Source organism: Nonomuraea sp. NPDC005692, assembly GCF_040631115.1.
GTDB lineage: Bacteria > Actinomycetota > Actinomycetes > Streptosporangiales > Streptosporangiaceae > Nonomuraea.
The window spans coordinates 43,668-65,705 of record NZ_JBEXYU010000019.1; the positions used below are offsets into that span (position 1 = coordinate 43,668).

General features: G+C 72.5%; 24 protein-coding genes. 13 read left to right on the plus strand and 11 right to left on the minus strand.

The window, feature by feature from the left end:
* Positions 1–98 precede the first annotated feature (98 nt).
* Complete coding sequence (locus ABZ459_RS31915) at positions 99–449, plus strand: MerR family transcriptional regulator (RefSeq protein ID WP_357978253.1); 351 nt, start codon at positions 99–101, stop codon at positions 447–449.
* The gene (locus tag ABZ459_RS31920) at positions 446–1,420 is read left to right on the plus strand and encodes an aldo/keto reductase (RefSeq protein ID WP_357978256.1); all 975 of its coding nucleotides are present in this window, start codon (positions 446–448) and stop codon (positions 1,418–1,420) included. The genes ABZ459_RS31915 and ABZ459_RS31920 overlap by 4 nt, the downstream gene beginning before the upstream one ends.
* On the opposite strand, the gene ABZ459_RS31925 is transcribed toward ABZ459_RS31920, so the two are convergent.
* Complete coding sequence (locus ABZ459_RS31925) at positions 1,417–2,556, minus strand: low temperature requirement protein A (RefSeq protein WP_357978259.1); 1,140 nt, start codon at positions 2,554–2,556, stop codon at positions 1,417–1,419. The two genes, ABZ459_RS31920 and ABZ459_RS31925, sit on opposite strands and share 4 nt — an antisense overlap.
* Positions 2,557–2,566: 10 nt before the next feature.
* Entirely contained in the window at positions 2,567–3,499 is a 933-nt protein-coding gene (locus ABZ459_RS31930; protein WP_357978261.1) for an anti-sigma factor RsbA family regulatory protein, read from the minus strand.
* Between the two features lie 179 nt (positions 3,500–3,678).
* Here ABZ459_RS31930 and ABZ459_RS31935 point away from each other — a divergent pair, with 179 nt between their 5' ends.
* Positions 3,679–4,233, plus strand: coding sequence for a DUF1707 domain-containing protein (locus ABZ459_RS31935; RefSeq protein WP_357978264.1), 555 nt, complete (start codon positions 3,679–3,681; stop codon positions 4,231–4,233).
* Here ABZ459_RS31935 and ABZ459_RS31940 read toward each other — a convergent pair.
* Together ABZ459_RS31940 and ABZ459_RS31945 are read right to left on the minus strand one after the other, a co-directional pair.
* A complete protein-coding gene (locus ABZ459_RS31940) occupies positions 4,203–5,315 on the minus strand; it encodes an aromatic ring-hydroxylating dioxygenase subunit alpha (RefSeq protein ID WP_357978267.1) in 1,113 nt (370 codons plus the stop codon). The genes ABZ459_RS31935 and ABZ459_RS31940 overlap by 31 nt on opposite strands.
* A gap of 63 nt (positions 5,316–5,378) precedes the next feature.
* Positions 5,379–6,473: an NAD(P)/FAD-dependent oxidoreductase gene (locus ABZ459_RS31945; protein WP_357978270.1), complete on the minus strand. Its 1,095-nt coding sequence runs from the start codon at positions 6,471–6,473 to the stop codon at positions 5,379–5,381.
* A gap of 50 nt (positions 6,474–6,523) precedes the next feature.
* On the opposite strand from ABZ459_RS31945, the gene ABZ459_RS31950 reads away from it, so the two are divergent.
* The 4 genes from ABZ459_RS31950 (at position 6,524) to ABZ459_RS31965 (ending at position 9,950) form a co-directional block, all read left to right on the plus strand.
* Positions 6,524–7,087 carry a TetR/AcrR family transcriptional regulator gene (locus ABZ459_RS31950; protein ID WP_357978273.1) on the plus strand — a complete coding sequence of 188 codons (564 nt, stop codon included), beginning with the start codon at positions 6,524–6,526 and terminating at the stop codon, positions 7,085–7,087.
* Between the two features lie 89 nt (positions 7,088–7,176).
* The gene (locus tag ABZ459_RS31955; RefSeq protein WP_357978278.1) at positions 7,177–7,548 is read left to right on the plus strand and encodes a hypothetical protein; all 372 of its coding nucleotides are present in this window, start codon (positions 7,177–7,179) and stop codon (positions 7,546–7,548) included.
* Positions 7,549–7,663: 115 nt separating this feature from the next.
* Positions 7,664–9,127, plus strand: coding sequence for a DUF2079 domain-containing protein (locus tag ABZ459_RS31960; RefSeq protein ID WP_357978281.1), 1,464 nt, complete (start codon positions 7,664–7,666; stop codon positions 9,125–9,127).
* 31 nt (positions 9,128–9,158) lie between these two features.
* Positions 9,159–9,950: an NAD(P)-dependent oxidoreductase gene (locus ABZ459_RS31965; RefSeq protein ID WP_357978284.1), complete on the plus strand. Its 792-nt coding sequence runs from the start codon at positions 9,159–9,161 to the stop codon at positions 9,948–9,950.
* Here the strand turns inward: ABZ459_RS31965 and ABZ459_RS31970 are convergent.
* Complete coding sequence (locus ABZ459_RS31970; protein WP_357978286.1) at positions 9,947–11,029, minus strand: glycosyltransferase; 1,083 nt, start codon at positions 11,027–11,029, stop codon at positions 9,947–9,949. The genes ABZ459_RS31965 and ABZ459_RS31970 overlap by 4 nt on opposite strands.
* 38 nt (positions 11,030–11,067) lie before the next feature.
* Here ABZ459_RS31970 and ABZ459_RS31975 point away from each other — a divergent pair, with 38 nt between their 5' ends.
* From ABZ459_RS31975 to ABZ459_RS31985, 3 genes are all read left to right on the plus strand, one after another.
* Positions 11,068–11,886, plus strand: coding sequence for a PIG-L family deacetylase (locus ABZ459_RS31975; RefSeq protein WP_357978289.1), 819 nt, complete (start codon positions 11,068–11,070; stop codon positions 11,884–11,886).
* Positions 11,887–11,935: 49 nt separating this feature from the next.
* Entirely contained in the window at positions 11,936–12,991 is a 1,056-nt protein-coding gene (locus ABZ459_RS31980; protein ID WP_357978292.1) for a lysylphosphatidylglycerol synthase domain-containing protein, read from the plus strand.
* 66 nt (positions 12,992–13,057) lie between these two features.
* Positions 13,058–16,462, plus strand: coding sequence for a BTAD domain-containing putative transcriptional regulator (locus ABZ459_RS31985; RefSeq protein ID WP_357978295.1), 3,405 nt, complete (start codon positions 13,058–13,060; stop codon positions 16,460–16,462).
* On the opposite strand, the gene ABZ459_RS31990 is transcribed toward ABZ459_RS31985, so the two are convergent.
* The gene (locus tag ABZ459_RS31990; RefSeq protein WP_357978298.1) at positions 16,431–16,946 is read right to left on the minus strand and encodes a hypothetical protein; all 516 of its coding nucleotides are present in this window, start codon (positions 16,944–16,946) and stop codon (positions 16,431–16,433) included. The two genes, ABZ459_RS31985 and ABZ459_RS31990, sit on opposite strands and share 32 nt — an antisense overlap.
* 155 nt (positions 16,947–17,101) lie before the next feature.
* Between ABZ459_RS31990 and ABZ459_RS31995 the strand changes: the two genes are divergently transcribed.
* Positions 17,102–17,623, plus strand: coding sequence for a VTT domain-containing protein (locus tag ABZ459_RS31995; protein ID WP_357978301.1), 522 nt, complete (start codon positions 17,102–17,104; stop codon positions 17,621–17,623).
* Here the strand turns inward: ABZ459_RS31995 and ABZ459_RS32000 are convergent.
* Complete coding sequence (locus tag ABZ459_RS32000; RefSeq protein ID WP_357978304.1) at positions 17,620–17,811, minus strand: DUF1508 domain-containing protein; 192 nt, start codon at positions 17,809–17,811, stop codon at positions 17,620–17,622. The genes ABZ459_RS31995 and ABZ459_RS32000 overlap by 4 nt on opposite strands.
* A 156-nt stretch (positions 17,812–17,967) precedes the next feature.
* Between ABZ459_RS32000 and ABZ459_RS32005 the strand changes: the two genes are divergently transcribed.
* Positions 17,968–18,768, plus strand: a complete 801-nt coding sequence (locus ABZ459_RS32005) for a serine hydrolase (RefSeq protein WP_357978307.1) — start codon at positions 17,968–17,970, stop codon at positions 18,766–18,768.
* Between the two features lie 10 nt (positions 18,769–18,778).
* Here the strand turns inward: ABZ459_RS32005 and ABZ459_RS32010 are convergent, their stop codons facing one another.
* Positions 18,779–19,381, minus strand: coding sequence for a hypothetical protein (locus ABZ459_RS32010; RefSeq protein WP_357978310.1), 603 nt, complete (start codon positions 19,379–19,381; stop codon positions 18,779–18,781).
* A gap of 196 nt (positions 19,382–19,577) precedes the next feature.
* Between ABZ459_RS32010 and ABZ459_RS32015 the strand changes: the two genes are divergently transcribed.
* Positions 19,578–19,871, plus strand: coding sequence for a hypothetical protein (locus ABZ459_RS32015; RefSeq protein ID WP_357978313.1), 294 nt, complete (start codon positions 19,578–19,580; stop codon positions 19,869–19,871).
* 4 nt (positions 19,872–19,875) lie between these two features.
* Here ABZ459_RS32015 and ABZ459_RS32020 read toward each other — a convergent pair whose 3' ends face one another.
* The 3 genes from ABZ459_RS32020 to ABZ459_RS32030 form a co-directional block, all read right to left on the minus strand.
* A complete protein-coding gene (locus ABZ459_RS32020) occupies positions 19,876–20,325 on the minus strand; it encodes a group II truncated hemoglobin (protein ID WP_357978316.1) in 450 nt (149 codons plus the stop codon).
* Between the two features lie 61 nt (positions 20,326–20,386).
* Positions 20,387–21,202 carry an RNA methyltransferase gene (locus ABZ459_RS32025; protein ID WP_357978319.1) on the minus strand — a complete coding sequence of 272 codons (816 nt, stop codon included), beginning with the start codon at positions 21,200–21,202 and terminating at the stop codon, positions 20,387–20,389.
* Complete coding sequence (locus tag ABZ459_RS32030) at positions 21,195–21,968, minus strand: DUF4184 family protein (protein ID WP_357978322.1); 774 nt, start codon at positions 21,966–21,968, stop codon at positions 21,195–21,197. The genes ABZ459_RS32025 and ABZ459_RS32030 overlap by 8 nt, the downstream gene beginning before the upstream one ends.
* Between the last annotated feature and the right edge of the window lie 70 nt (positions 21,969–22,038).

Consider the following 22,038-nt stretch of genomic DNA (forward strand, 5'->3'; position numbering starts at 1 on the left):
AAAGACGACCCTGGGTAGGGCCTCCCTCCTCAGGGTGGGTGCAGTCGGCGGCACCCCTGATTTGACTTGGAGTGCACTCGAAGGGTGACTCTGGATACATGACGATCCAAGAGGCCGCCCAGCGTTCGGGTCTCAGCGCCCACACCTTGCGCTACTACGAGCGCATCGGGCTCATCCACTCGGTCGGTCGCAACGTCAGCGGGCATCGCGACTACGCGGAGGCGGATCTCCGCTGGCTGGACTTCCTCACCAAGCTGCGGACCACCGGCATGCCCATCGCCGACATGTGCCGCTACGCGGAGCTGCGCCGGATGGGCGAGCACACCTCCGCCGAGCGCCTGGCCATGCTGGAGCTGCACCGCGAGCGCGTCCGGGCCAGGATCGCCGAATTGAGCGCGGACATGAGCGTCCTCGACCACAAGATCGACACCTACCGGGAGCGGATATGAAGACACGTGTTCTCGGGACCGGCGGCCCGCGGGTGTCGGCCCTCGGCCTGGGCTGCATGGGCATGTCGGAGTTCTACGGCCAAGGCGACGAGAAGGAGTCGATTGCCGTCATCCACCGCGCCCTCGACCTTGGCATGAATTTTCTGGACACAGCCGACATGTACGGACGCGGCCACAACGAGGAACTGGTCGGCCGGGCCGTCAGGGACCGCCGCGACGAGGTCGTCCTGGCGACCAAGTTCGGCATCAACCGCCAGGGCGGCACCCGCACGGTCGAGAACAGCCCCGAGTACATCAGGGCGGCCTGCGACGCCTCGCTCCGGCGGCTCGGCGTCGACCACATCGACGTCTACTACATGCACCGCCGTAACCCCGACGTGCCGATCGAGGAGTCGGTCGGCGCCATGGCCGAGCTGGTCCAGCAGGGCAAGGTGGGCCATCTCGGGCTGTCGGAGGTGAGCGCCGACACGCTGCGCAGGGCCGCCGCCGTGCACCCGATCGCCGCGCTGCAGAGCGAGTACTCGCTGTTCACGCGGGGTCTGGAGGCCGAGATCCGGCCCGCGGCCAGGGAGCTGGGCACCGCGCTGGTGGCGTACTCGCCGATCAGCCGGGGCCTGCTCGGCGGCGCGCTGCCGAGCGCCGACCAGCTTCCCGACGACGACTTCCGCAGGCACCTGCCCCGCATGTCCGGCGAGCACGCCGAGCACAACGCCCGCCTGGTCGAGCGGGTGCGCGAGATCGCCGCGGCGGCCGGGATCACCCCCGCCCAGCTCTCGCTGGCCTGGCTGCTGGCCCAGGGCGACGACGTGGTGCCGATCCCCGGCACGAAACGCCTGACGTACCTGGAGGAGAACGCCGCCGCGGCCGACGTCACGCTGACCGCCGACCAGCTCGACGCCCTGGCCAGGGCCGTGCCCGCGGACGCCGTCCGGGGCGCCCGCTACCCGAACATGGCGGAGGTCGAACGCTAGGCCGCGCGCCTGGTCGCGCCGGTCACGACCACCAGCGCGACCAGGATGCCCGCCGTCAGCGGGATCGGCGCCGGCGTCAGCGCCGACAGCAGCACGAGCACGGCCGCGCCCAGGAAGGCCGCGCTGTCGGCAAGGCCGTAGCGGTGGGGCCGCACATGCAGCAGCCAGACCATCGACAGGAACACCGCGACGGGCACCGACACGGCCAGCGCCGCCCCGGTGGCGGACAGGTGGGACGTGCCCGACGCGTGGTCGATGCTCACCTCGACCCCGGCGCTGAACGCCCCGACCGCCGCGAAGATCGCGTAGTGGCCGTACCCCCAGAGGAGGGCGTGCCTGGTGGAGTCGAGGATCTCGGCGGTCGGCGGGTCGAAGTAGAGCCACCACATGGCGAAGGCGATCACCAGCGCGCCCAGGGCCAGCACGATCAGCTCGGGCCGCAGGCCGGCGGTACGCGCCTCGGTCTGGAAGGCGACCGTGGCGGCCAGCACGTTCTCGCCCATCATGATGATCGTGAACAGGCCGTACCGCTCGGCGATGTGGTGCGGGTGCCAGGCGGTCGGGCTGCCCCGCTCGGCCCACACGGGCACCGCGAGCTCCAGCAGCACGCCGAGCGCGAACGCCGCCAGGTACCACTCCCCCGGCACGACCAGCAGCGGGATCCAGCCGACCTGCGCGACGCAGATGCCGATGGCGTACCGCACGGCCGTCCGCCGGCCCGGACGGTCGCCGCAGGCCGCCCGCAGCCAGTGGGCGGCCATGGCCAGGCGCATGATCACGTATCCGGCGTAGACCACGCGGAAGTCGTGCTCCTGGAACGCCCTGGGCACCCCGGCGGCCAGCACCAGCACGCCCGACATCTGGACGAGCGTGATCACCCGGAACAGCCAGTCGTCGTTGTCGTAGGCGGAGGCGAACCACGTGTAGTTCATCCACGCCCACCAGATGGCGAAGAACGTCGTCAGGTAGCCGAGGACGCCCTCGGCCAGGTGCCCTTCGCTGAGCGCGTGGTGGAGCTGGGAGCCGGCGAACGAGACCGCGACGACGAAGCACAGGTCGAAGAAGAGTTCCAGGTTGGTGGCGACGCGGTGGGACTCGCCCGCGTCGCGCGCCCGCATGGGCCGCAGCCGGATCATCCTCCGATGTCTACACCAGAGAGACCGGCAGGTCGAAGTAGGCGCGGACCGCGGTCGCGCCGGGGCGGCTGTGGACGCGTACGAGGTCGGCGAGCAGGTTGACGATGAGCAGGCCGCGCGAGCCGGAGCGGCGTGCCTCGACGGGCAGGCGCCCGGCCAGCGGATCGGTGATGTGGCCGCCGTCGGCGACCTCGCAGACCAGCCGCGCGTCCTCGATCCAGACCCTGATCAGGCCGGCGCCGCCGCCGTAGTCGAGGCTGTTGGCGCCGAGTTCGGCCACCACGAGCCGGATGTCGTCGAGCCGGTCGTCCCCGAAGCCCGCCGCCTCGGCCTGGCCGGCCGCCAGGGTGCGGGCCGAGGCCAGGTTGGTGTGGTCGAAGCGCAGCGAGACGCACGCGGCCGGCTCGGCGAGCGGCTGGTTGTGCCGCGCGACGACCTCGTCGGGCGCGTAGCGGGGGCTGGGCCGCTCACCGGAGGCGTCGAGCAGCACGGGGTGGGTGCGCTCGGCCTCGCGCAGCACCTCGGGCGTCAGCCCCTCCAGGTCGTACGGGCACAGGATCGTGACGCGCCGCCCCGCGAACGACAGGTTGATCAGCGCCTCGTGCTGGGCGCAGGCCGGGTACTCGGTCGCCGAGCGGCCGGGCCAGATCGGCTCGCCGATGATCCGTACGTGCTCGCCGGGATGCCTGTCGGCAAAGGCCCGCAGCACGGCCGGGATGATCCGCCCCGGATTGCGGCCCGCCACGCCCATGTCGAGCAGGGTCACCCGGGCCGCGTCGGCGCCCAGCCCCGCCTCGATCTTGGCGAGGTTCGCGGCGGGCACGGCCACCGCCACGGGCTCCCCGGCGGCCAGCCCCTCGCGCACGAAACCCGTGGTGGCAGCCACATAATCCGGGTCACCTCGGTAGAAGAGGGCCGGATGCACGAAAGGGTCCGCCGACATCAGGCACACGGTACCTCCGCATGAGGACTCTTAGACAATCAAATGGGTATTTACAGGGCGTGAAGCGACTTCAGCTCGTGCGCAGGCCCCCGCGGGGGCGCCGGTACTCCCACCTCGATCTGCGGACCCCTTCGGGGCGACGCCTCCCGTTCTGACCGCCGCGAACCTATGCTCGGGACATGTCGGAAATGCAGATGCGGGTCTCCGACGAGGACCGGGAACGCGCGGCGGAGCGGCTCCAGCACGCCTTCGCCGAGGGCCGCCTGACGCGTCCCGAGCTGGAGGACCGGCTCGGGCTGGCGCTCACCGCCAGGACCTACGGGGACCTGCTCGACCTGATCACCGATCTGCCCGCCGCGGCGGCCCCGGCCGACGACGTGGTGGAGCTGGAGTCCAAGAGCGGCCACGTGCGCCGTTCAGGCGACTGGGCCGTCCCGCGACGGCTGCGGATCTCCTCCAAGTACGGCGGCGTCGACCTCGACCTGTCCCAGGCCGTCATCCCCCACCCCGTCGTCGACCTCGAACTCGACCTCACGTACGGCTCCGCCAGGATCACCGTCCCCGAGGGCGCCGTCGTGAACGTGGACGCCTTCCGCACCGACTGGGGCCAGACCGTCGTCGGCGACGTGCCGGGCAGGCGGCGGCCCGGCGTCCTCTACCTGGTGGTCGGCGGCCGGGCCAAGTACGGCGGCCTGCGGGTGCGCTATCCGCGCAGGCGCTGGTTCACCCACTGATGGAAGACCGAGATGTGGTGCTCGCTCGGCACCAGCACGCCGCCCTCCCGGTAGGCGCGTGATCCCATGCCGAGCTGGGTCCGCTCGCAGGCGTCGAAGTCCTGCTCGTTGACCCGGTGGAACAGCTCGACCGACGGCGTCAGGTCGGCCCCCGAGGCCACCACGTCGGGGTGGTAGAGCCAGTCGCACTCGACGACTGTGCGGTCGGCTGCCATGGGGAACATCCGGTGCAGGATCACGTGGTCGGGCACCAGGTTGACGAACACCTGCGGCTTGACGGTGATCGCGTAGTAGCGTCGGTCCTGCTCCGGGGCCACGTCGGGGAGCCGGCCGAAGCCCGCGCCGCCGTCCACGGTGAAGCCCTCGGCGCGCTCGGCGAACTCCGCGCCGTGGCCCACGTAGTACTGGGCGGCGTACCCGCCGGCGAACTCGGGCAGCACGGCCACCAGCTCGGGGTGGATCGTGGCGCAGTGGTAGCACTCCATGAAGTTCTCGACGACCAGCTTCCAGTTGGCCTTGACGTCGTAGACCACGCGGCGGCCCAGGGCCAGCCGGTCGACGTGGTAGTTCTCGATGGCGGCGGGGTCGCCCAGGCGCTCGGTGGCCGCGTAGGTGACGGTGTCCTCGAAGGAGGGCGGCTCGTCGGCCAGGCAGACCCAGGCGTACCCGAGCCATTCGCGCAGGCCGACCGGGACCAGGCCGTACTCGACGCGGTCGACGTCGGGCATCTTCGCCAGGTTGGGGGCGGCGGCCAGCCTGCCGTCCAGGTCGTAGGACCACGCGTGGTAGGCGCACCTGATCGTCCTTCTGACCTCGCCCCGCTCCTCCACGCACAGCCGCGCGCCGCGGTGGCGGCAGACGTTGAGGAAGGCGCGCAGCAGCCCGTCGCGCCCGCGGACCACGATCACGCTCTCCGTGCCCACCTGGACGGTCCGGAACGCGCCTGGTTTCGGCAGGTCGCCGGCGCGCACGGCGCAGAACCACATGCTCTCGAAGATCTTGGCCTGTTCCTCGGCGAACAGGTCGGGGTCGGTGTAGGAGCGGCCGGGAAGCGTGGAGATCAAGCTCGACGTGGTGGTCAACCGACACCCCTTGTTGCGTATTACGCACCGAGTTGCTCTATATGCGACATCGTCCGGCGGCCTTCACGAGGCTGTCAAGAGGTAGGTGCTGAACCGGCGCAGCGACGCCGTGTGCATCCTGGTCGCCATCCAGTCGGGGACCAGGCCCGCGAACGAGCGCTGCCTGTTGGTCACCTCGGTACCGGCGATCATGGCGGGACGCCGCGCGATCCGTGCCCTGGCCCGCTCGTACGCGCGCAGGTCGCCGCCGGCCGAGCGGGTCAGCAGCCAGGCGTCCTCCAGGGCCTGGTTGGCGCCCTGGGCCATGGTGGGCGGCATGGTGTGGGCCGCGTCCCCGGCCAGCGTGGTCGGGCCCCTGCCCCAGACCCGGGGGATCGCCTGCCGGTGGTGCGGGAAGAAGCCGATGTCCTCCATCGTCTCCAGCACGGTGGGCACCGGGTCGGCCCAGCCGCCGAACCGCTCGCGCAGCCGCGGCACGATGTCGGGGTCGTCCTGCCAGAACGGCCCGCCGGGCGACGCCTGGACGTCGAACCACCACAACAACCGGCCCGCGCCCGCCGGGATCAGCCCGCACAGCTCCCGCCGTCCGGCGATCATCACGGCCCGGCGGGAGCGCGTCAACGAGGTCGGCGCGGTGGTGAAGCCCTGCCAGGTGACCCAGCCGCTCAACACGGCCGGATCCTCCCCCCACAGGGCACGGCGCACCGCCGACCTGCGGCCGTCGGCCCCCACCAGCACGTCGCCGCGCACGGTGCGGCCGCCGGCCAGCCGCGCCAGCGCCCGTTCCGGCTCGGCGTGCTCGACGCCCGCGCCGTAGACGACGGGCAGGCCCGCCGACAGCGCCTCGACCAGCTCGTGCCGGGCCACATGCACGCACGGATGCCCGTAGCGCCGCTCGGCCGCGGTGAGATCGACGGTGACCAGCCGGCGGCCGTCGTCGGCCCACGACTCCATGGTCTCCAGCCGCCATCCGAGACCGGCGTACCCGACGCCGAGCTCGTCGAGGATGGCCGTGCTGCCGGGCCAGAGGGTCACCGATCCGCCCGCCGTGCGCAGCTCGGGCGCCTGCTCGTACACCTCGACGTCGTGACCGGCGTTCAGCAGCCCGCGCGCCGCCGCGAGCCCCGCCACCCCGGCCCCCGCCACGATTACCCTCATAGAAGCCCCACTTTGAGAGACTGCCAGTATCAGATACTAGGAGTATCACAATGCCCGCGCGCGGCCGCAAGCCCGATCCCACGGTCGACCACCGCATCAGGCAGGCCGCCACCGAGCTGCTGCTCTCCCACGGCCTCGACTTCACCATGGACGACGTCGCCAGAGCGGCAGGCGTGGGCAGAGCGAGCGTGTTCCGGCGCTACGCCACCAAACGCGACATACTGCTCGAATCACTCGGCGGCCTCATGGACACGCACGTCGCCGTCCCCGACACCGGCTCGCTCCGCGGCGACCTGCACGTCGTGGTCTCCGACACCCTCGCCCTGTGGCAGCACCCCGGCGTCGCCCGCCTGACCAGGCAGATGTACGGCGAGGCCGGCCGCGACCCCGCCGTGGCCGAGATCATCCGCACCGGCATGCGCACCCGGATGCGGCGCTCGCAGGTCGTCTACGAGCGCGCGATCGACCGCGGCGAGCTGTCCCCGGACGCCGACCTGGACCTTCTCACGGACCTGTTCGCCGGCCTGGTGAGCTACCGCGGGCTGCTCGACCTGCCCATGCCCGACGCCGAGCAGGTCGTTCACGTGCTGTTGCGCGGCTTTACGCCCACCTGACGGCCGGAATGTTAGCGGCGTGCAAGCGGGGATCAACCAGAGATCGCTAATGTCCTCCTCGTACGGAAAACCAACGAAGGGCACCAAAAATGACTCCCCCTCGCCGACTCGCCCTCGCAGTCGCGACGATCTCCCTTGCCGCTCTGTCCACCGCCTGCGGTGCCGTCGGCCAGGCCGTTGACTGCAACACCGCCGTCAACGAGCTGTCGAAGATCACCACCGAGTGGAGCGGCGCCATCACGAAGAACGCCACGGACACCGCGGCGCTCGGGGACGCCTCCAAGGCCGCCGCCGCCAAGACCAAGGAGCTCGCCGGCAAGTACGACGGCGACGTCGCGGCCGCGCTGAACGACTTCGCCGCCGGCTTCGAGAGCCTGGAGAGCGGCGACATCAGCAAGGCCACCGAGTTCAGCGGCAAGATGAGCGGCTTCACCTCGAAGATCACCGCCGCCTGCTCCTGATCGGCCCGCGGTCGCCGCACCGCCTGCGGGGGGCAGGCCGGCGCGGTGACCGCGTCATCCGGTCCGCCGGAACGGGGAACGGACAGGACCGGATGATCCCCTTACGCTTGCTGCCGTGACGGACGAAACGGTGATCGCACGGCCTCCGGCAGGCACCGCACTCCCCGCCAGAGTGCTCTTCCGCCACCGCGTGCGGGTCGGCGCCCTCGCGCTGCTCGCCGCGGTGGCGTACGCCGTTCTCGGGCTGGTCAAGCTGGCCACCTTCCGGGCGACCACGTTCGACCTGGTGATCGTGGACCAGGCGGTGCGCAACTACGCCCACCTCCGGCCGCCGTACGTGCCCGTGCTCGGCGTCTTCCACGAGCGCGGCACGGAGTACCTCCAGCTCGCCGACCACTTCTCGCCGATCTACGCGCTGCTCGCGCCGTTCTACTGGGTGCACGACGGGCCCGAGTCGCTGGTCGTGGCCCAGGCGCTGCTGTTCGCGGGGGCGATCCCGTTCCTGTGGCTGTTCACCCGGCGCGTGCTGGGTGTCGGGCCCGCCTACCTGGTCGCCGCGGCGTACGCGCTGTCGTGGCCGATCGCCCAGGCCGTCGCCTTCGACGCGCACGAGGTGATGTTCGTCCCGCTGCTCACCGCGATCATGATCGAGCGCTACCACGCCGGACGCGTGCTGCCGGCGTTCCTGGCGATGCTCGGGCTCCTGCTCGTCAAGGAGGACATGGGGCTCCTGGTGATCGGGGCGGGGCTGTACCTGTTCGTCGTCGGCGACCGGCTGCGCGGCGTCATTTGCGCGCTGGTCGGCGCGGGGGCCGTCGTGCTCGTCCGGGGCCTGCTGATCACCTCGTTCGGCGGCGACAGCAAGGACTTCTGGGCCTACGGCCACCTCGGCCCCGACGCGCCCGCCGCGCTGCTCGCGCTGCTGCGCGACCCGCTCGCCGCCCTGCTGCTGCCCTTCAGCGACGAGGCCAAGGTCGACACCCTGTTCCTGCTGGCCTGGCCGACGTTGCTGCTGTGCCTGCTGTCGCCGCTGTCGCTGGCGGCGCTCCCGCACGTGCTCGAACGCCTGCTGTCCGACCGTCCCCAGTGGTGGCAGGCCGACTTCCAGTACAGCGCGTTCACCGTGATGATCCTGTTCTGCGCCGGTGTGGACGGCCTGGCCAGGCTGCTGCGCTGGACCGGCCGCGCCGACGCCAAGGGACTCAGGCTGGCCTGGGCCGCCGCGGCCTGCGCCGTCGCCCTCACCCTGGTGCCCAGGTTCGCGCTCGACCAGCTCTACCATCCCGCCTTCTACAAGGAGGACAAGGCCGCCGCCGCGGCCGAGGCGGTGAGCAGGGTGCCCTCGGGGGTGACGGTCGAGGCGGTCAACTCTGTGGGCCCTGCGCTGTCCTCGCGCACCACCGTCCTGCTGTGGAGCGCGGCCCCGCGCGGCGCGCCGTGGATCGTGGCCGACACCGCCCGCTGGGAGTTCCCCTTCGGCTCCGCCGACGACCAGCGCAACCGGGTCGAGCAGCTCCAGACCGAGGGGTACACGAAGGTGTTCGAACGCGACGGGTACGTCGTGCTCCGGCGGAACTGACCGCATCGGCCCGATGCCGCACAATGTCGGCATGGAGATGATCGTGCTCACCGGCGCAGCCGGCATGGTGGGCGGGGCCGTACGCGAGCGGCTCCGCCGGTCCGCCACCAGGCTCGTCCTGGCCGACCGGGTGCCCATGGAGGCCGGGCCGGGTGAGGAGGCCGTCCGCACCGACCTGTCCGACCTGGCCGAGACCGTGGCGCTGGTCAAGGGCGCCGACGCGATCGTGCACCTGGCCGGGGTGCCGGACGAGGCGCCCCTGCCCGACCTGCTCGACGGCAACGTGCTGACCACCCACCGCGTGCTGGAGGCGGCCCGGCTGGCCGGCGTGCCGCGCGTGGTGCTGGCCGGCAGCAACCGCCTGACCGGCATGTACCCGGCCACCGCCACGATCTCCCCCGACCTGCCGCCGCGCCCCGACGGCCTGTACGGCGTCAGCAAGGCCGCCGTCGAGGCCCTCGGCCGCCTGTACGCCGACAAGTTCGGCCTCGAGGTGGTCTGCCTGCGCATCGGCAGCCTGGAGGCCGAGCCCCAGGACGTCCGCCACCTGGCGACCTGGCTGAGCCCGCGCGACTGCGCCGGGTTCGTGCACGCCGCGGTCACCACGCCCGGCCTGCGCTTCCTGGCCGCCTACGCCGTCTCGGCCAACACCCGCCGCTTCTGGCTGCTCTCCCCCGAGCTCGGCTACGAGCCCGAGGACGACGCCGAGTCGTACGCCGCCCGGGTGACCGGCACGCCTGCCGCCTTCTTCACCGACGGCACCCCGCAGGGCGGCGACTTCGCCGCGCCGGAGTACACGCTGCGCAGGGGCGGGCTGGCCTAACGCGCGATCGCCTGCTCGTAGGCCCGGTCGAACCCCTCCAGCACCCCGGCCCACGAGCCCGCGACGGGCGGCGTCGAGCGGTTGTGAGCGGCGATCTCCCGGCGCAGCCCCGCGTCGGAGCACAACCGCGCCACCGCCCCGGCGAGGTCGTCCAGGGTGCGGCCGAGCAGCCCCTCGGTGCCGTCCTTGACGAAGTCGGCGACGCCGCTCTGGGCCCTGGCCACCACCGGCACGCCGGCCGCCCGCGCCTCCAGCGCCGCGATGCCGAACGACTCCCTGGGCGCCGGGGCGACGAAGACGTCGGCCGACTCCAGCAGCTTGGCGATCTGCTCCCGCGAGTAGCGGCCCGGCAGCGACACCCAGCCGGTCATGCCGTGCTCGGCCAGGAAACGTTCCATGCGAGCGCGCGCGGGGCCGTCGCCGACGATCGTGGCGCGCATCGGGATCCCGGCGGGCACCCGTGCCCGCGCGGCCCGCAGCAGCCTGAGCAGCCGTACGGGCTGCTTGCGCGGCGCCAGCCGGCCGACGGCCACCACGTGCACCTCCGCCCGCGCGGCCGGCACGCCGGGGCCGGGCGCCCAGCCCGACAGGTCGAGCCCGTTGGATACCACCCGCACCGGCACGCCCGGCCCGGCCACCGCCCTGATCGGCGCCGCCGCCGCGGTGCTCACCGTGGTGGCCACCAGCCCCCAGCGCTGCCAGCCGAACGCCAGCCGCAGCAGCCGGTAGAGCGCCCGCGTGACCGGGTCCCACATGCTGTGCACGGTGACCACGCACGGCACCCCCGCCCGCCGCGCCGCCCGCACCCCCATCCAGGCGAACGGCGAGACCGCGCCGGTGTGCACATGCACCACGTCGGGCCGGACCACGGAGATGCCCCGAGTGAGATGCCCCACTCCGAACGGATGGACCGGCAGGTCGAACGGCATCCTGGCGACGACCCTGCGCACGCCCGGCAGCGCCTCGCCCCTGGTCGCCGTGGCCACGACCACGTCGTGCCCGGCCTCGCGCTGCGCCCGCACCAGGTCGGCCACCTGGACCTCGATCCCCCCGAGTCTCGGCAGGTAACAGTCACTCACGTGAAAGATCCGCACCCCTCCCAGACTAATCTGGGCGTGTGCCTCCACGTACCGCGGTCTTCTTCCACGCCCATCCCGACGACGAGGCCCTGCTCACGGCGGGCACCATGGCGATGCTCGCGGCCGAGGGCCACCGCGTGGTGCTCGTGGTCGCGACCGCCGGCGAGCGCGGCCTGGCCGAGATCGGCCCCGGCGAGGAGCTGCGCGAGACCAGGCTCAAGGAGCTCTACGAGTCCGCCGCGCTGCTCGGCTGCGCCCGCGTCGAGTGCCTGGGCTACGGCGACTCCGGGCTCAGCCCCAAGGGCGGCGTCGCCGAGGAGCGGCCCGACAACGCCTTCATCGACGCCGACACCGAGGCGGCGGCCAGGGCCCTCGCGGCGATCCTGGAGGAGGAGAAGGCCGACCTGCTGTCGATCTACGACCCGGCCGGCGGCTACGGGCACCCCGACCACGTGCAGGTCCACCGGGTGGGCAAGCGGGCGGCGCAGATCGCGGGCACGGAGATCGTCCTGGAGGCGACGGTCAACCGCGACCCGCTGGTGCGGCTGCTGCGCATGGCGGGCCGGGTGTACAAGTTCCCGCCGGAGTTCGACGTGCGCACGTTCGAGAGCGCGTACTCGGCGAGCGACACGATCACCCACCGGGTCAACGTCCGCCGCTACGCCCGGCAGAAGCGCGCCTCGATGGCCGCGCACGCGTCCCAGGCCAGCGGCGGCGACAGCGACCGCACCCTCGCCGTCATGCTGAAGGTCCCCGGCACGCTCTACCGCCTGGTCTTCGGCACCGAGTGGTTCGTACGCCGTGACCTGCCCCCCGGCACCCGGCTCACTCACCCTTTCGACCCATGGCCGAAGTAGCACCTGAGGGTGACGTGCCGGCTCCGGCGACCCGTCAGACTGGTGGGCGATGAAGAACAAGCCGCTCCAGATCGCCCTGTCCGTCGTGTCGCTCGGGCTGGCCGTGCTGCTCGTGGTCTACCTGCCGCAGATCGTGCGCACGCTCACCGGCAAGCCGGTCTCCTGGCACGAGATCGGCGCGGTCTTCGGGGCGCTCAGCTTCGGTCAGATCGCCCTGATGACGGCTTTGTGGCTGCTGAGCCTGCTGGCGTACACGTTCGTGCTGACCAACTCGCTGCCGGGGCTGAACAACCTCCAGGGGCTGGCGCTCAACGCGGCGGGCAGCGCGGTCAGCAACCTGCTGCCGTTCGGCGGCGCGGTCGGGGTGGCGCTGTCGTTCGCCATGACCAGGGGCTGGGGCTTCGCCAACCGGCCCATCGTGGTGATGACGCTGGTCAGCGGCATCTGGAACACGCTGTTCAGGTTCATCCTGCCGGCCGTGGGCATCATCGCGCTGCTCATGGCGGACGAGGTGCTCGACCCGGCGTTCGTCAAGGCGGGCTGGACGGGCGCGATCTCCATCCTGGTGCTCTGCGTGGTCGTGGCCGTCGCCCTCTACTGGGACCGCGCCGCCGCCGTGCTCGGCCGGGCGCTCGACGGGCTCACCCGGCTGCTGCGCCTGAAGGTGCACGCCTCCGAGGCCTTCCACCGGCTGCGCGCCGACACCGCGGAGATCGTCCGTACGCGCGCGCTCGGCCTGTCGCTCGGCATGGTGTTCTTCCTGGGCTTCCAGTGGGCGATCATGGCGGCCTGCATGACGGCCACCGGCGCCTGGCCGGGCCTGGCCCAGTCGATCGCGGTCTTCGCGCTGTCCCGCGTGCTCACCAGCGCCGTGATCACGCCCAGCGGGGCCGGCATCATGGAGAGCGGCGTCGCCGCGCTGCTGATCACGTTCGGCGTGCCCGGCACTCCGGCCGTCGCGACAGCACTACTTTTCGGCTTCTGGACTTACACTATCGAGATCCCGTTCGGCGGTCTCGCGCTCGGCGCGTGGGCGCTCCTGCGCAGGCGCAACGGCCGGAACGCCGCCGCGGAACCCCCGTCCGCGATCTCGAAGGCCCCGTAGTGACAATCCCAAAGCCGTCAAAGACCTTGTGCGTCGTTCGGAAGCCCGCATAGCGTGGCGGCTGACATGGTGGCGTTCCGGGTTCTGGGGCCAGTCGAGGCGTACGAACACGACGACGAACTCGACCTCGGCGGGTTGCGGCAGCGGGCCGTCCTCGCCCGACTTCTCGTGGCCAGAGGTCAGGTCGTGCCGGTTGACACGCTTCTTTACGATCTGTGGGACGACGACGCCGCCAAGGGCGCCCAGTCGGGCCTGCAGGTCTACATCTCCCGCCTGCGCAGGGTGCTCGAACCGGGCCGGCCGCGCGGCGGCCCCAACCGCCTGCTGGTGACCGTCGCCTCCGGCTACGCGCTGCGCGTGGCCGCCGAGCAGGTCGACGCGCTGCGCTTCGAGCAGCTGGTCAGGGCGGCGGGCGAGCACCTCGAAGAGGGCGACCCGCAGTCCGCCCGCGGCCGCCTGGAGAAGGCGCTCGGGCTGTGGCGCGGCACCCCCTACTCCGACTTCGCCGACCAGCCCTGGGCCGAGGCCGAGGTCAACCGGCTGGCCGAGCTGCGCCTGGTGGCCCGCGAGCGGCACGCCGACACCGGCCTGCGGCTGGCCCTGCACGCCGAGACCGTCCCCGACCTGGAGGCGCTGACCACCGAGCACCCGCTGCGCGAGGAGGGCTGGCGGCTGCTGGCCCTCGGCCTCTACCGCTGCGGCAGGCAGGGCGACGCGCTGGCCGCGCTGCGCAGGGCCAGGAACATGCTGGCCGACGAGCTGGGCATCGACCCCGGGCCCGCGCTGCGCAAGCTGGAGTCCGACATCCTGGCCCAGTCCCCCGAGCTGGAGCTGGCCGCGCCGCCGCGTCCCGCCCGGCCCGCCCCGGCCACCGACACCTGGCCGCCCCGACCGGCCGCCGCCCACGTCGAGCCGCCGCCGCTGGAGCCCGAGCCGTTCGTCGGCCGCGACGCCGAGCTGGCCAGGCTGACCACGGCCGCCTCGCGCACCGGCCGCTTCCAGGTCGCGATCGTGACCGGCGTCGCGGGCGCGGGCAAGACCACGCTGCTGCGCCAGCTCGACGGCAGGCTCGGCGGCGACGGCTGGATCACCGCCTCCGGCGCCTGCCCCGACTCCAGCGCGACCCCGCCGGGCTGGGCCTGGGTGGAGATCCTGCGCTCGCTGATCGACGCGACCGGCGCCGGCGAATACGCCCAGCTCCTCGCCCCCCTGCTCGACGACACCGCCCCCGACCGCGACGAGGACGAGGTCTCGGGCGGCTTCCGCCTGCACCGCGCGGTCGGCGGCTACCTCGCCGGCGTGGCCCGCCGGGCGCCGGTGCTGCTGACGCTGGAAGACCTCCACTGGGCCGACGACCAGACGCTGGCCCTGCTGCGCGCGCTGCCGAGCCTGCTGGCCACCAGCCGCGTCCTGCTGGTCGTGACGTGCCGGGAGAGCGAGCTCGACGACCGCCAGTCCGACGTGCTGGCCGCCCTGGCCCGTCTCGAGCCGCTGCGCGTGGGCCTGTCCGGCCTCGACCCCAAGGCCGTGGCCGAGCTGGTCAAGGCCACCTGCGTACGCGAGATCGACGAAGACGCGGTCGAGTCCATCGTCGAGCGCACCGGCGGCAACCCGTTCTTCGTGCGCGAGACCGTCCGGCTGCTCGACGCCGAGGGCGCGGCCGACCGGGCCAGCGCCACGCAGGTGCTCTCGCGCGTGCCCTCGGGCGTGCGCGACGTGCTGCGGCGGCGCATCTCACGGCTGCCCGCGGGCGCCCAGCAGATCCTGCTCCAGGCCGCGGTGATCGGCCGCGACGTCGACCTCGACGTGCTGGTCACGGTCGCCGGCGACGAAGACGCGGTGATCGAGGCGGTCGAGGCCGCGCTGCTGGCCGGGCTGGTGACCGAGCCGGGGCCGGGGCTGCTGCGCTTCGACCACGACCTGGTGCGCGACACGATCTACTCCGACGCCTCCCGCCTGCGCCGCACCCGCCTGCACGCCGCCGTGGCCGCGGTGATCGAGCAGCGCACGTCCTCCGACGTGGCGGCGCTGGCCCACCACTACTTCCTGGCCGACGCGGCCGAGAAGGCCGTCCACTACGCGGGCCTGGCGGCCGAGCAGGCCGAGCGGCGTTTCGCCCACCGCGAGGCGGCCACCCTGTGGGAGCAGGCCATCGCGGCCTTCGACCGCGGCGGTCCGCGCAAGGACGACAAGGGCCGCGAGTCCGAGCCGGAGCGCGCGAAGGAGCGGCTGCGGCTGATGCTCCGGCAGATCAAGGCGCTGGCGTTGTGCGGCGACATGACGGCGGCCAGGCTGCTGCGCCGCCAGGCCATGGACGCCGCGCTGCCGCTCGGCGACCTGGAGATCACCGCGAAGGTGGCCGCGTCGCTGGCGGTGCCGCACAAGGGCATGGCACGCGACTTCACCCGCACCGCGTGGGAGATCGTCGACGTCACCGAGCAGGCGCTCATCGAGCTGCCCGCGGGCGAGCAGCGGCTGCGGGCGAGCCTGCTCACCACGCTGGCGCTGGAGCTGGAGGGCTCCTCCGCGCCCGAGCGCGGGCGGCAGGCGTCGCTGGAGGCGCTGGAGCTGGCCAGGCAGAGCGGCGACCCGACGCTGATCGCGGCGGCGCTGAGCGGCCGGCTGCGCCAGTCCTACGACATCCCGGCCGTCGACACCCGTGAGGGCATCGGCAGGGAGCTGCTGGAGGTCGCCCAGCGCTCGGGGCAGATGGCCACGCAGGCCCTGGCCCACCTGGTGCTGCTGGAGTGCGCGGCGGCCAGGGGCGAGTTCGCCGTCGCCGACGAGCACGCCGCCGCCGCCGACCGCCTGGCCAAGCAGTACGACCTGTCGGCCCCCGCCGCCGTCGTCGTCTGGTACGCCGGCCAGCGCCTGATGATCGCCGGCGACTACGCGGGCGCCGAACGCGCCTACCGCGAGGCCGCCAGGATGACCGCGCGGGCCGGCATGCTGGAAGGCCGCCAGGACCTCCCGCTGATCACCGCGTTCTGCCTGCAGCTCGTCGACGGCCGGGCGGCCGAGACCGTCGACCTGCTGGCGGCGGCCCACCAGCGCGGCGCCAAGTGGACGCTCGACGCCTACGCCCTCGCGCTGGCCTCGGCCGGGCACCTCAACGACGCCAGGGCCGTGGCCGCCACCCGCCCGCCCGTCCGGCCCGACTTCCTCTACGAGCTGGCGATGACCTGGCGGGCCCTGGCGGGCATGCTGCTCGACGACCGCGAGCGCATGGTCGACTGCTACGACAAGCTCAAGCCGTTCGCCGACCGGGTGGCCGGTGCGGGCACGGGCGTCGTGGCGTTGTGGCCGGTGGCGCTGACCCTGGGCGACCTGGCCATCCGGCTCGGCCAGCCCGACGCGGCGCGTGAGCACTACGAGAAGGCTCTTGAGGTGGCCCAGCGGGTGGGCGTGCCGCGCTGGGTCGAGGCGGCGCGCCGCTCGGTCAGCAGCTCACCTGGAAACGCTCGCTCGTGACGGTCCCGCCGGGCCGGGCGATCAGCTCGACCCGGTACCACCCGGCGTTGCCCGAGATCTGCGGCTGCCACTCCACGCTCTGGCTGCCGCCGGCGAACCCGGAGTGGTCCGCCAGGTAGGTGCGCCACGTCCCGGCGGCCGGGCTCCAGCGCGACAACCTCCAGCGGTACAGGACCGTCGTCCCGGGCCGCGGGTTGACCAGCAGGCTGCGGGCCAGGAACGACTTGCCGCAGCCGGGGGCGCCGTCGGTCAGGGCGCTGAGGGCGATCTCGCCCGCCCGGGCGGGGGCGCTCTGCCGGGCCGGGGCGGTGATGGGCAGCTCGCGGGCCGAGAGGGTGACCGTCCGCACCGGCTCGGCGGCCGATCCGGCGCTGCTGTAGGTGGAGAAGCCGACGTAGGCGCTGGTGAAGGCGAGCGCGGCCACGAAGAGCTTGACCGCGTTGGCGGTACCGCCTGCCAGGACCACCGCGCTTCTCGACGACATGATCAACACCCCTTTTACTCAGTTCAGGTATAGGGCGGGATGGTTGAGGGGTGGTTGTCGGCTACTTGCAGCTGGTGGCCCGGCCTTGCAAGCTGATGTGGCGAAACGCCTCTTCCTTGACTAAGGTAAGGCTGACCTAAGGCGTTGGAGTGGGGGTGAGCGGGCTCATGTGGCATGCGGCTGCCGCCCTCCCCGATCCCGCCCGGCCGTTCTGGTTCGGGCTGCCGTACTGGCTGGTGGGGGCCGTTCTCATCCTTGCGCTGTTCGGCGCGTTCCAGGTCTACTACTGGGTCGGCCGCAAGCTCGGCGAGAAGCTCTACGAGTCCAAGGTCGGCGTGCGGCTCGGCCGCGAGCGCGTCGCGCGGATCGAGGGCGTCGTCGAGAAGTGGGGCGCGCTGGCCGTCTACGGCTGCTTCTGGGTGCCCATGCTGCGGCACACGCTGCCGTGGGTGGCGGGCGCGCTGCGGGTGTCCTATCCCTGGTACGTGGTGGCGAGCGCGCTCGGCTGCCTGACCTGGGCGCCCATCTGGTGGTTCGGGCTCACGGCACTGGTGTGGGGCTGGCTGCAGCTGGCCGCCCGCTCGCCCGTCAGCGCGCTGGTCCTGCTGCTCGCGGTCGCGGCCGGCGTGGCCTGGTTCTTCGTCCGCCGTCGGCGCAAGGCCCTGGCCTCGTCCTAGATCGCGGCCGGGGTCTGGTCGTCGATGGCGGCCTCGGGAGCGTTCCTGCGCACGGTCTCGATGCCGTTGACGCAGGCGGCCTTGCTCGGATAGCCCTCGCCCACGGCCAGCGTCTGCCCGTTGTTCGCGACGAGCGCGAAACGGAACGTGCCCCGCTCGTCCTGACTGATGATGAACCTGCCTGCCACGGCCTCGTCTCCCCGCAGATGTCGGATCTATCAAGCATTTACCCCCAACTGAGGGCCACTTACGGCCGAGTTTCGCAAACCAGCCCTTGATCTCCTGCGAACATGTCTGGCATGCGTATTGGGGGTTTCATCGGCTCTGCCGTACTCGCGTTGCTTGTGGGGATCTCTTACCCGGCGTCCGCCGCACGGGCCGCCGACGTCCCGACCGTGAAGGCGGGCGCGGCATATGTAGTGGACTCGGACGGAACGATCCACTTCGCGAAGCGGGAGACCCGGCGGGTGCCGGTCGCCAGCCTGGTCAAGGTGATGACGGCCTACGTCGTCCTGCGCGAGGGACGCCTGAACGAGCCGATCACCGTCACCGCCGCCGACATGAAGCACGCCACCAGCAACGGCGCGACCACGGCCGGCCTGCGGACGGGCGAGCGTCTCGCGGCCAGGGACCTGCTGTACGGCCTCATGCTCCCCTCGGGCGCCGACGCCGCCAACGCCCTGGCCAGGAAGTACGGGCCGGGCAAGACGGCGTTCGTGGCCAAGATGAACCGGGCCGCGCGCTCGCTCGGCCTCGGCGACACCCGCTACACCAACCCCGACGGACTGCCCACGCCGGGCAACGGCGGCTACTCGACCGCCGTGGACCAGGTCAAGCTGGCACAGCGGGCGATGGCCGACCCGGTCTTCCGCACGGTGGTCGGCAGCAAGGTGTACAAGGTCGCCAAGTCGGGCCTGCACCGGGCGCACACCTGGCGCAACTCCAACAAGCTGCTCGGCCGCTCCGCGGACGTCGTGGGCGTGAAGACCGGATACACGAACGCGGCGCAGTACTGCCTGCTGTTCGCGGGCGACCGCGGCGGCAGGCGCGTGTTCGGCGTCCTGCTGCACGACGGGGACGAGCGCCGCTTCAGCACCGCCGAGCAACTGCTGGACTTCGCGGGCGAGCAGATCGCCGGCGGCTGACCCGCGGAGGTCAGCCGAAGGTCAGCCGGCCCGCCGCGGACAGCGTGCTCAGGCCGCCGGTCGCGCAGGCCAGGAGACCCATGGCGGGCGTGATCGTGCCGCGGACGCCCTCGCGGGCCAGCGGCCCCGACACGACCGTGCCGGTCAGGAAGCTGTCGGCCGGGCTCTGGGTGGCCAGCCGGTCGGCCCGCGTACGCACCTCCGAGGTGCCGACCGGCCGCCCGTCGAGGCCGAACCAGGTGATACGGGCGGTGCCGTGGACCTGCCGGGCGCTCGCGCACGAGGCCCGGCCGACGCTCTTCAGTGCGACCCAGCCGGAGCGCAGGTAGGGGGCCGAGCCGTCGCCCGACAGGCAGCCGGTGAGCTGGAGGTTGCCGCGGGCCGACACCGGCCGCGCGGTCAGGCCGATGCGCGGGCTGAAGGTCAGCGGCCGGCCCGCCGGCGAGCTGACGGCGCAGGTCAGGGCACTGCGGTCGGCGGAGGCGGCCCGCGGGTGCGTGGTCGCCGCCGGGCGGGCGGCCGCTCCAGCGCGCGGGGTCGTCCAGGCGTGCGGGGTCGTGAGGGCGGGCGGGGTGGCCGCGACCGCGGCCGCGATGATCCAGGTCGGCTTCACGGGACCTCCGTCGGTCGCTCTCGGTGATCGGCGGATCACATCTTGCCGCATCCTGTCGCGATTGAGGCCGCAGATCTCGGGTACCGGCTCGTCGCAACCGACGCCACCCAGGCGGACTTTCGCCACCAGAAGCCGACCCCATGGTCGATTCACGCAGATAGGGTGGTGAATGTACCCCTCCGCAATAAGGAAGATCATGGCGGAATTCCTCGAAGTCCGCACGACGATCGAAGGCCATGAGCAGGCCGCCGCGCTCGCGCACACGATCCTGCTCGCGGGGCTGGCCACCTCGATCGACATCGCGGAAGTCCCGGCCGCGCAGGCCGGGGTCTCCTGGCAGCTCACCCTCATCACACCACGCGAACAGGCCGCCGAGCTGGCGGCGCACATCAGCGCGAACGGCGGCACCGGAACCGTCGAGTCCCAGCCGGTGCTGCACGACATCGACGCCTACCCCGACTGGCTCACCGAGGACACCGACCGCCCCTGACCGGCTACTCCGGCGGCCGCTCCCAGTCCCAGCGCGGCACCTCGCGCAGCGGGTGGAGCTGGTCGTCGGTCTCGGCGTGGGAGTTCTGCAACGCCACCTGCGTGCCGAACTCCACGTGCGAGCGGAGCGAGGCCCGGAACGGCTCGTCGCCGGGCAGCTTGGCCGCGTCGGCGGCCTCCATGTACAGCTCGACGAACCGCCGCCGCTGGGCCTCCTCGATGCCCAGCCCGCGGTGCGCCTCGATGAGCAGCGGGAAGCCGCCCATCTCCGCCGAGAACGTGTCGGGGCCGCCGAACGTCTCGACGGTGAAGGCGGTCAGGTTGTCCACGTGGCTCGACTTGCCCTCGCCGAAGAGCGGCTGGAGCAGCGGGTCCGCCAGCAGGCTGCGGTAGAAGATCTCGATGAAGCGGCGTAAGCCCTCTTCGCCGCCGGCGTGCTCGAACAGGGTCTGCATGATTACAGGGTTACACCCCTGCTCGTAGCGCCACCAGACCCATTCGCGCGCCCTCGGCCGGTCAGCGCCCGGCGGAGCGCATCAGCCCGTGGCAGGCGATCGCCGCCGCGGCCACCACGTTGAGCGAGTCGACGCCGGCGTCCATCGCGGCCGGGCTCATGGGGATGCACACCGCGTGGTCGGCCTCGTGCAGCCAGTGGGAGGACAGGCCGTCGCCCTCGGCGCCGAGCAGCAGCGCCACCCGTTCGCCCATCGGGACCCGGTCGAGAGGGACCGCGCCCTGGTCGGGGGTCAGCGCGAGGCTCTGGAACCCCGCCGCCCGCAGCTCGCCGAGGCCGGTGTACCAGTCGTCGAGCCGCGCGTACGGGATCGAGAAGACCGCGCCCATGGAGACCTTCACCGCCCGGCGGTAGAGCGGGTCGGCACAGCGCGGCGAGAGCAGGATGCCGTCGACGCCGAGCGCGGCGGCGCAGCGGAAGATCGCGCCGACGTTGGAGTGGTCGACCAGGTCCTCCAGGACCAGCAGCCGGCGGGCGCCGCCCTTGATCAGGGTCTCGGCCGTGGGCAGCGGCAGGCGCCGCATGGAGGCCAGCGCGCCGCGGTGGATCGGGAAGCCCGCGATGCCGGCCATCAGCTCGTCGCTCACCTCGTAGACGGTGGCGTCGCCGATGACGTCGGACAGCGACTCGTACCAGCGCCGGGTGGTCAGGACCGAGCGGATGGGGTAGCCGGCGGCGATGGCCCGCCGGATCACCTTCTCCCCCTCGGCGAGGAACAGGCCGCGCTCCGCCTCCAGGCTCTTGCGCAGCTCGACGTCCCGCAGCCGGGTGTAGTCGGCGATTCGGGGGTCGTCGGCGTCGAATACGTAGTCAGGCACCTTCCGATACTGCCATGCGCCGCCTGACCTGCCAGACGATCGCATAGCAGGCCAGGACGGCCGAGAGCCCGACCACGGTGCCCGCGCCCGTCTTGGTGAGCACGCTCCGGTAGCCGAACGCGGGGTTGGGCTCGTCCACCAGCGGCCACAGGAGGGCGCCGGCGACCGTGCCGAGCGCGCAGGCGCCCAGCACGGCCCACCGTACGGCGGGCGCGAGCCGCAGGCGGCCCGGCACGTCGGCCGCCTCGGTCCTGGACAACGCGCGCCAGGCCCACCACACGACCACGGCCAGCCCGACGGCCGACGAGGTGTACTGCAGCACGCTGAAGAGCCTGGTCGTGCCGAAGACGGGGGTGTCCGGCCAGGCGCCCCAGCGGGCGGAGGCGTAGGAGTGGGTGAAGGAGTCCCAGAACAGATGGGTGGCCGAGCCGATCACGCCCCCGGCCGCCATCGGGAGGATCCTGAGCCGGCCCGGCCGCAGGAGCACCGCTGCCGGGCCGGCCAGGGACGCCGGCAGCAGCGAGATCAGCGGATCGCGCAGCACGAGATGGAACAGCGGCAGGAGCAGCAGCACCGCGGCCAGGTCGAGGGTGAACACGCCCGGCAAGGAGTGCCAGTCGCCGTAGACCGGCAGGAACGGCAGGAAGATCGGCAGGTCGGGGACCATCGCCCCGAGCGCGAGCGCCCACGGATCGGCGAACCTCCGCACCCGTCCGGAGGCCACCAGCGGCAGCACGGCGGCGATGTGACTGGGCGTGAACGGCACGATCCCTCCCCCGGACGCGATCACCGCCATTATCCGGTGAATCTTGAACATCCTTTGCCGCACAGGGCTT

Coding starts and splice junctions, on each gene's coding strand:
- ABZ459_RS31915 (WP_357978253.1), top strand. CDS start 99: ATGACGATCCAAGAGGCCGCCCAGCGTTCGGGTCTCAGCGCCCACACC.
- ABZ459_RS31920 (WP_357978256.1), top strand. CDS start 446: ATGAAGACACGTGTTCTCGGGACCGGCGGCCCGCGGGTGTCGGCCCTC.
- ABZ459_RS31925 (WP_357978259.1), bottom strand. CDS start 2,556: ATGATCCGGCTGCGGCCCATGCGGGCGCGCGACGCGGGCGAGTCCCAC.
- ABZ459_RS31930 (WP_357978261.1), bottom strand. CDS start 3,499: ATGTCGGCGGACCCTTTCGTGCATCCGGCCCTCTTCTACCGAGGTGAC.
- ABZ459_RS31935 (WP_357978264.1), top strand. CDS start 3,679: ATGTCGGAAATGCAGATGCGGGTCTCCGACGAGGACCGGGAACGCGCG.
- ABZ459_RS31945 (WP_357978270.1), bottom strand. CDS start 6,473: ATGAGGGTAATCGTGGCGGGGGCCGGGGTGGCGGGGCTCGCGGCGGCG.
- ABZ459_RS31950 (WP_357978273.1), top strand. CDS start 6,524: ATGCCCGCGCGCGGCCGCAAGCCCGATCCCACGGTCGACCACCGCATC.
- ABZ459_RS31955 (WP_357978278.1), top strand. CDS start 7,177: ATGACTCCCCCTCGCCGACTCGCCCTCGCAGTCGCGACGATCTCCCTT.
- ABZ459_RS31965 (WP_357978284.1), top strand. CDS start 9,159: ATGGAGATGATCGTGCTCACCGGCGCAGCCGGCATGGTGGGCGGGGCC.
- ABZ459_RS31980 (WP_357978292.1), top strand. CDS start 11,936: ATGAAGAACAAGCCGCTCCAGATCGCCCTGTCCGTCGTGTCGCTCGGG.
- ABZ459_RS31985 (WP_357978295.1), top strand. CDS start 13,058: ATGGTGGCGTTCCGGGTTCTGGGGCCAGTCGAGGCGTACGAACACGAC.
- ABZ459_RS31990 (WP_357978298.1), bottom strand. CDS start 16,946: ATGTCGTCGAGAAGCGCGGTGGTCCTGGCAGGCGGTACCGCCAACGCG.
- ABZ459_RS32015 (WP_357978313.1), top strand. CDS start 19,578: ATGGCGGAATTCCTCGAAGTCCGCACGACGATCGAAGGCCATGAGCAG.
- ABZ459_RS32020 (WP_357978316.1), bottom strand. CDS start 20,325: ATGCAGACCCTGTTCGAGCACGCCGGCGGCGAAGAGGGCTTACGCCGC.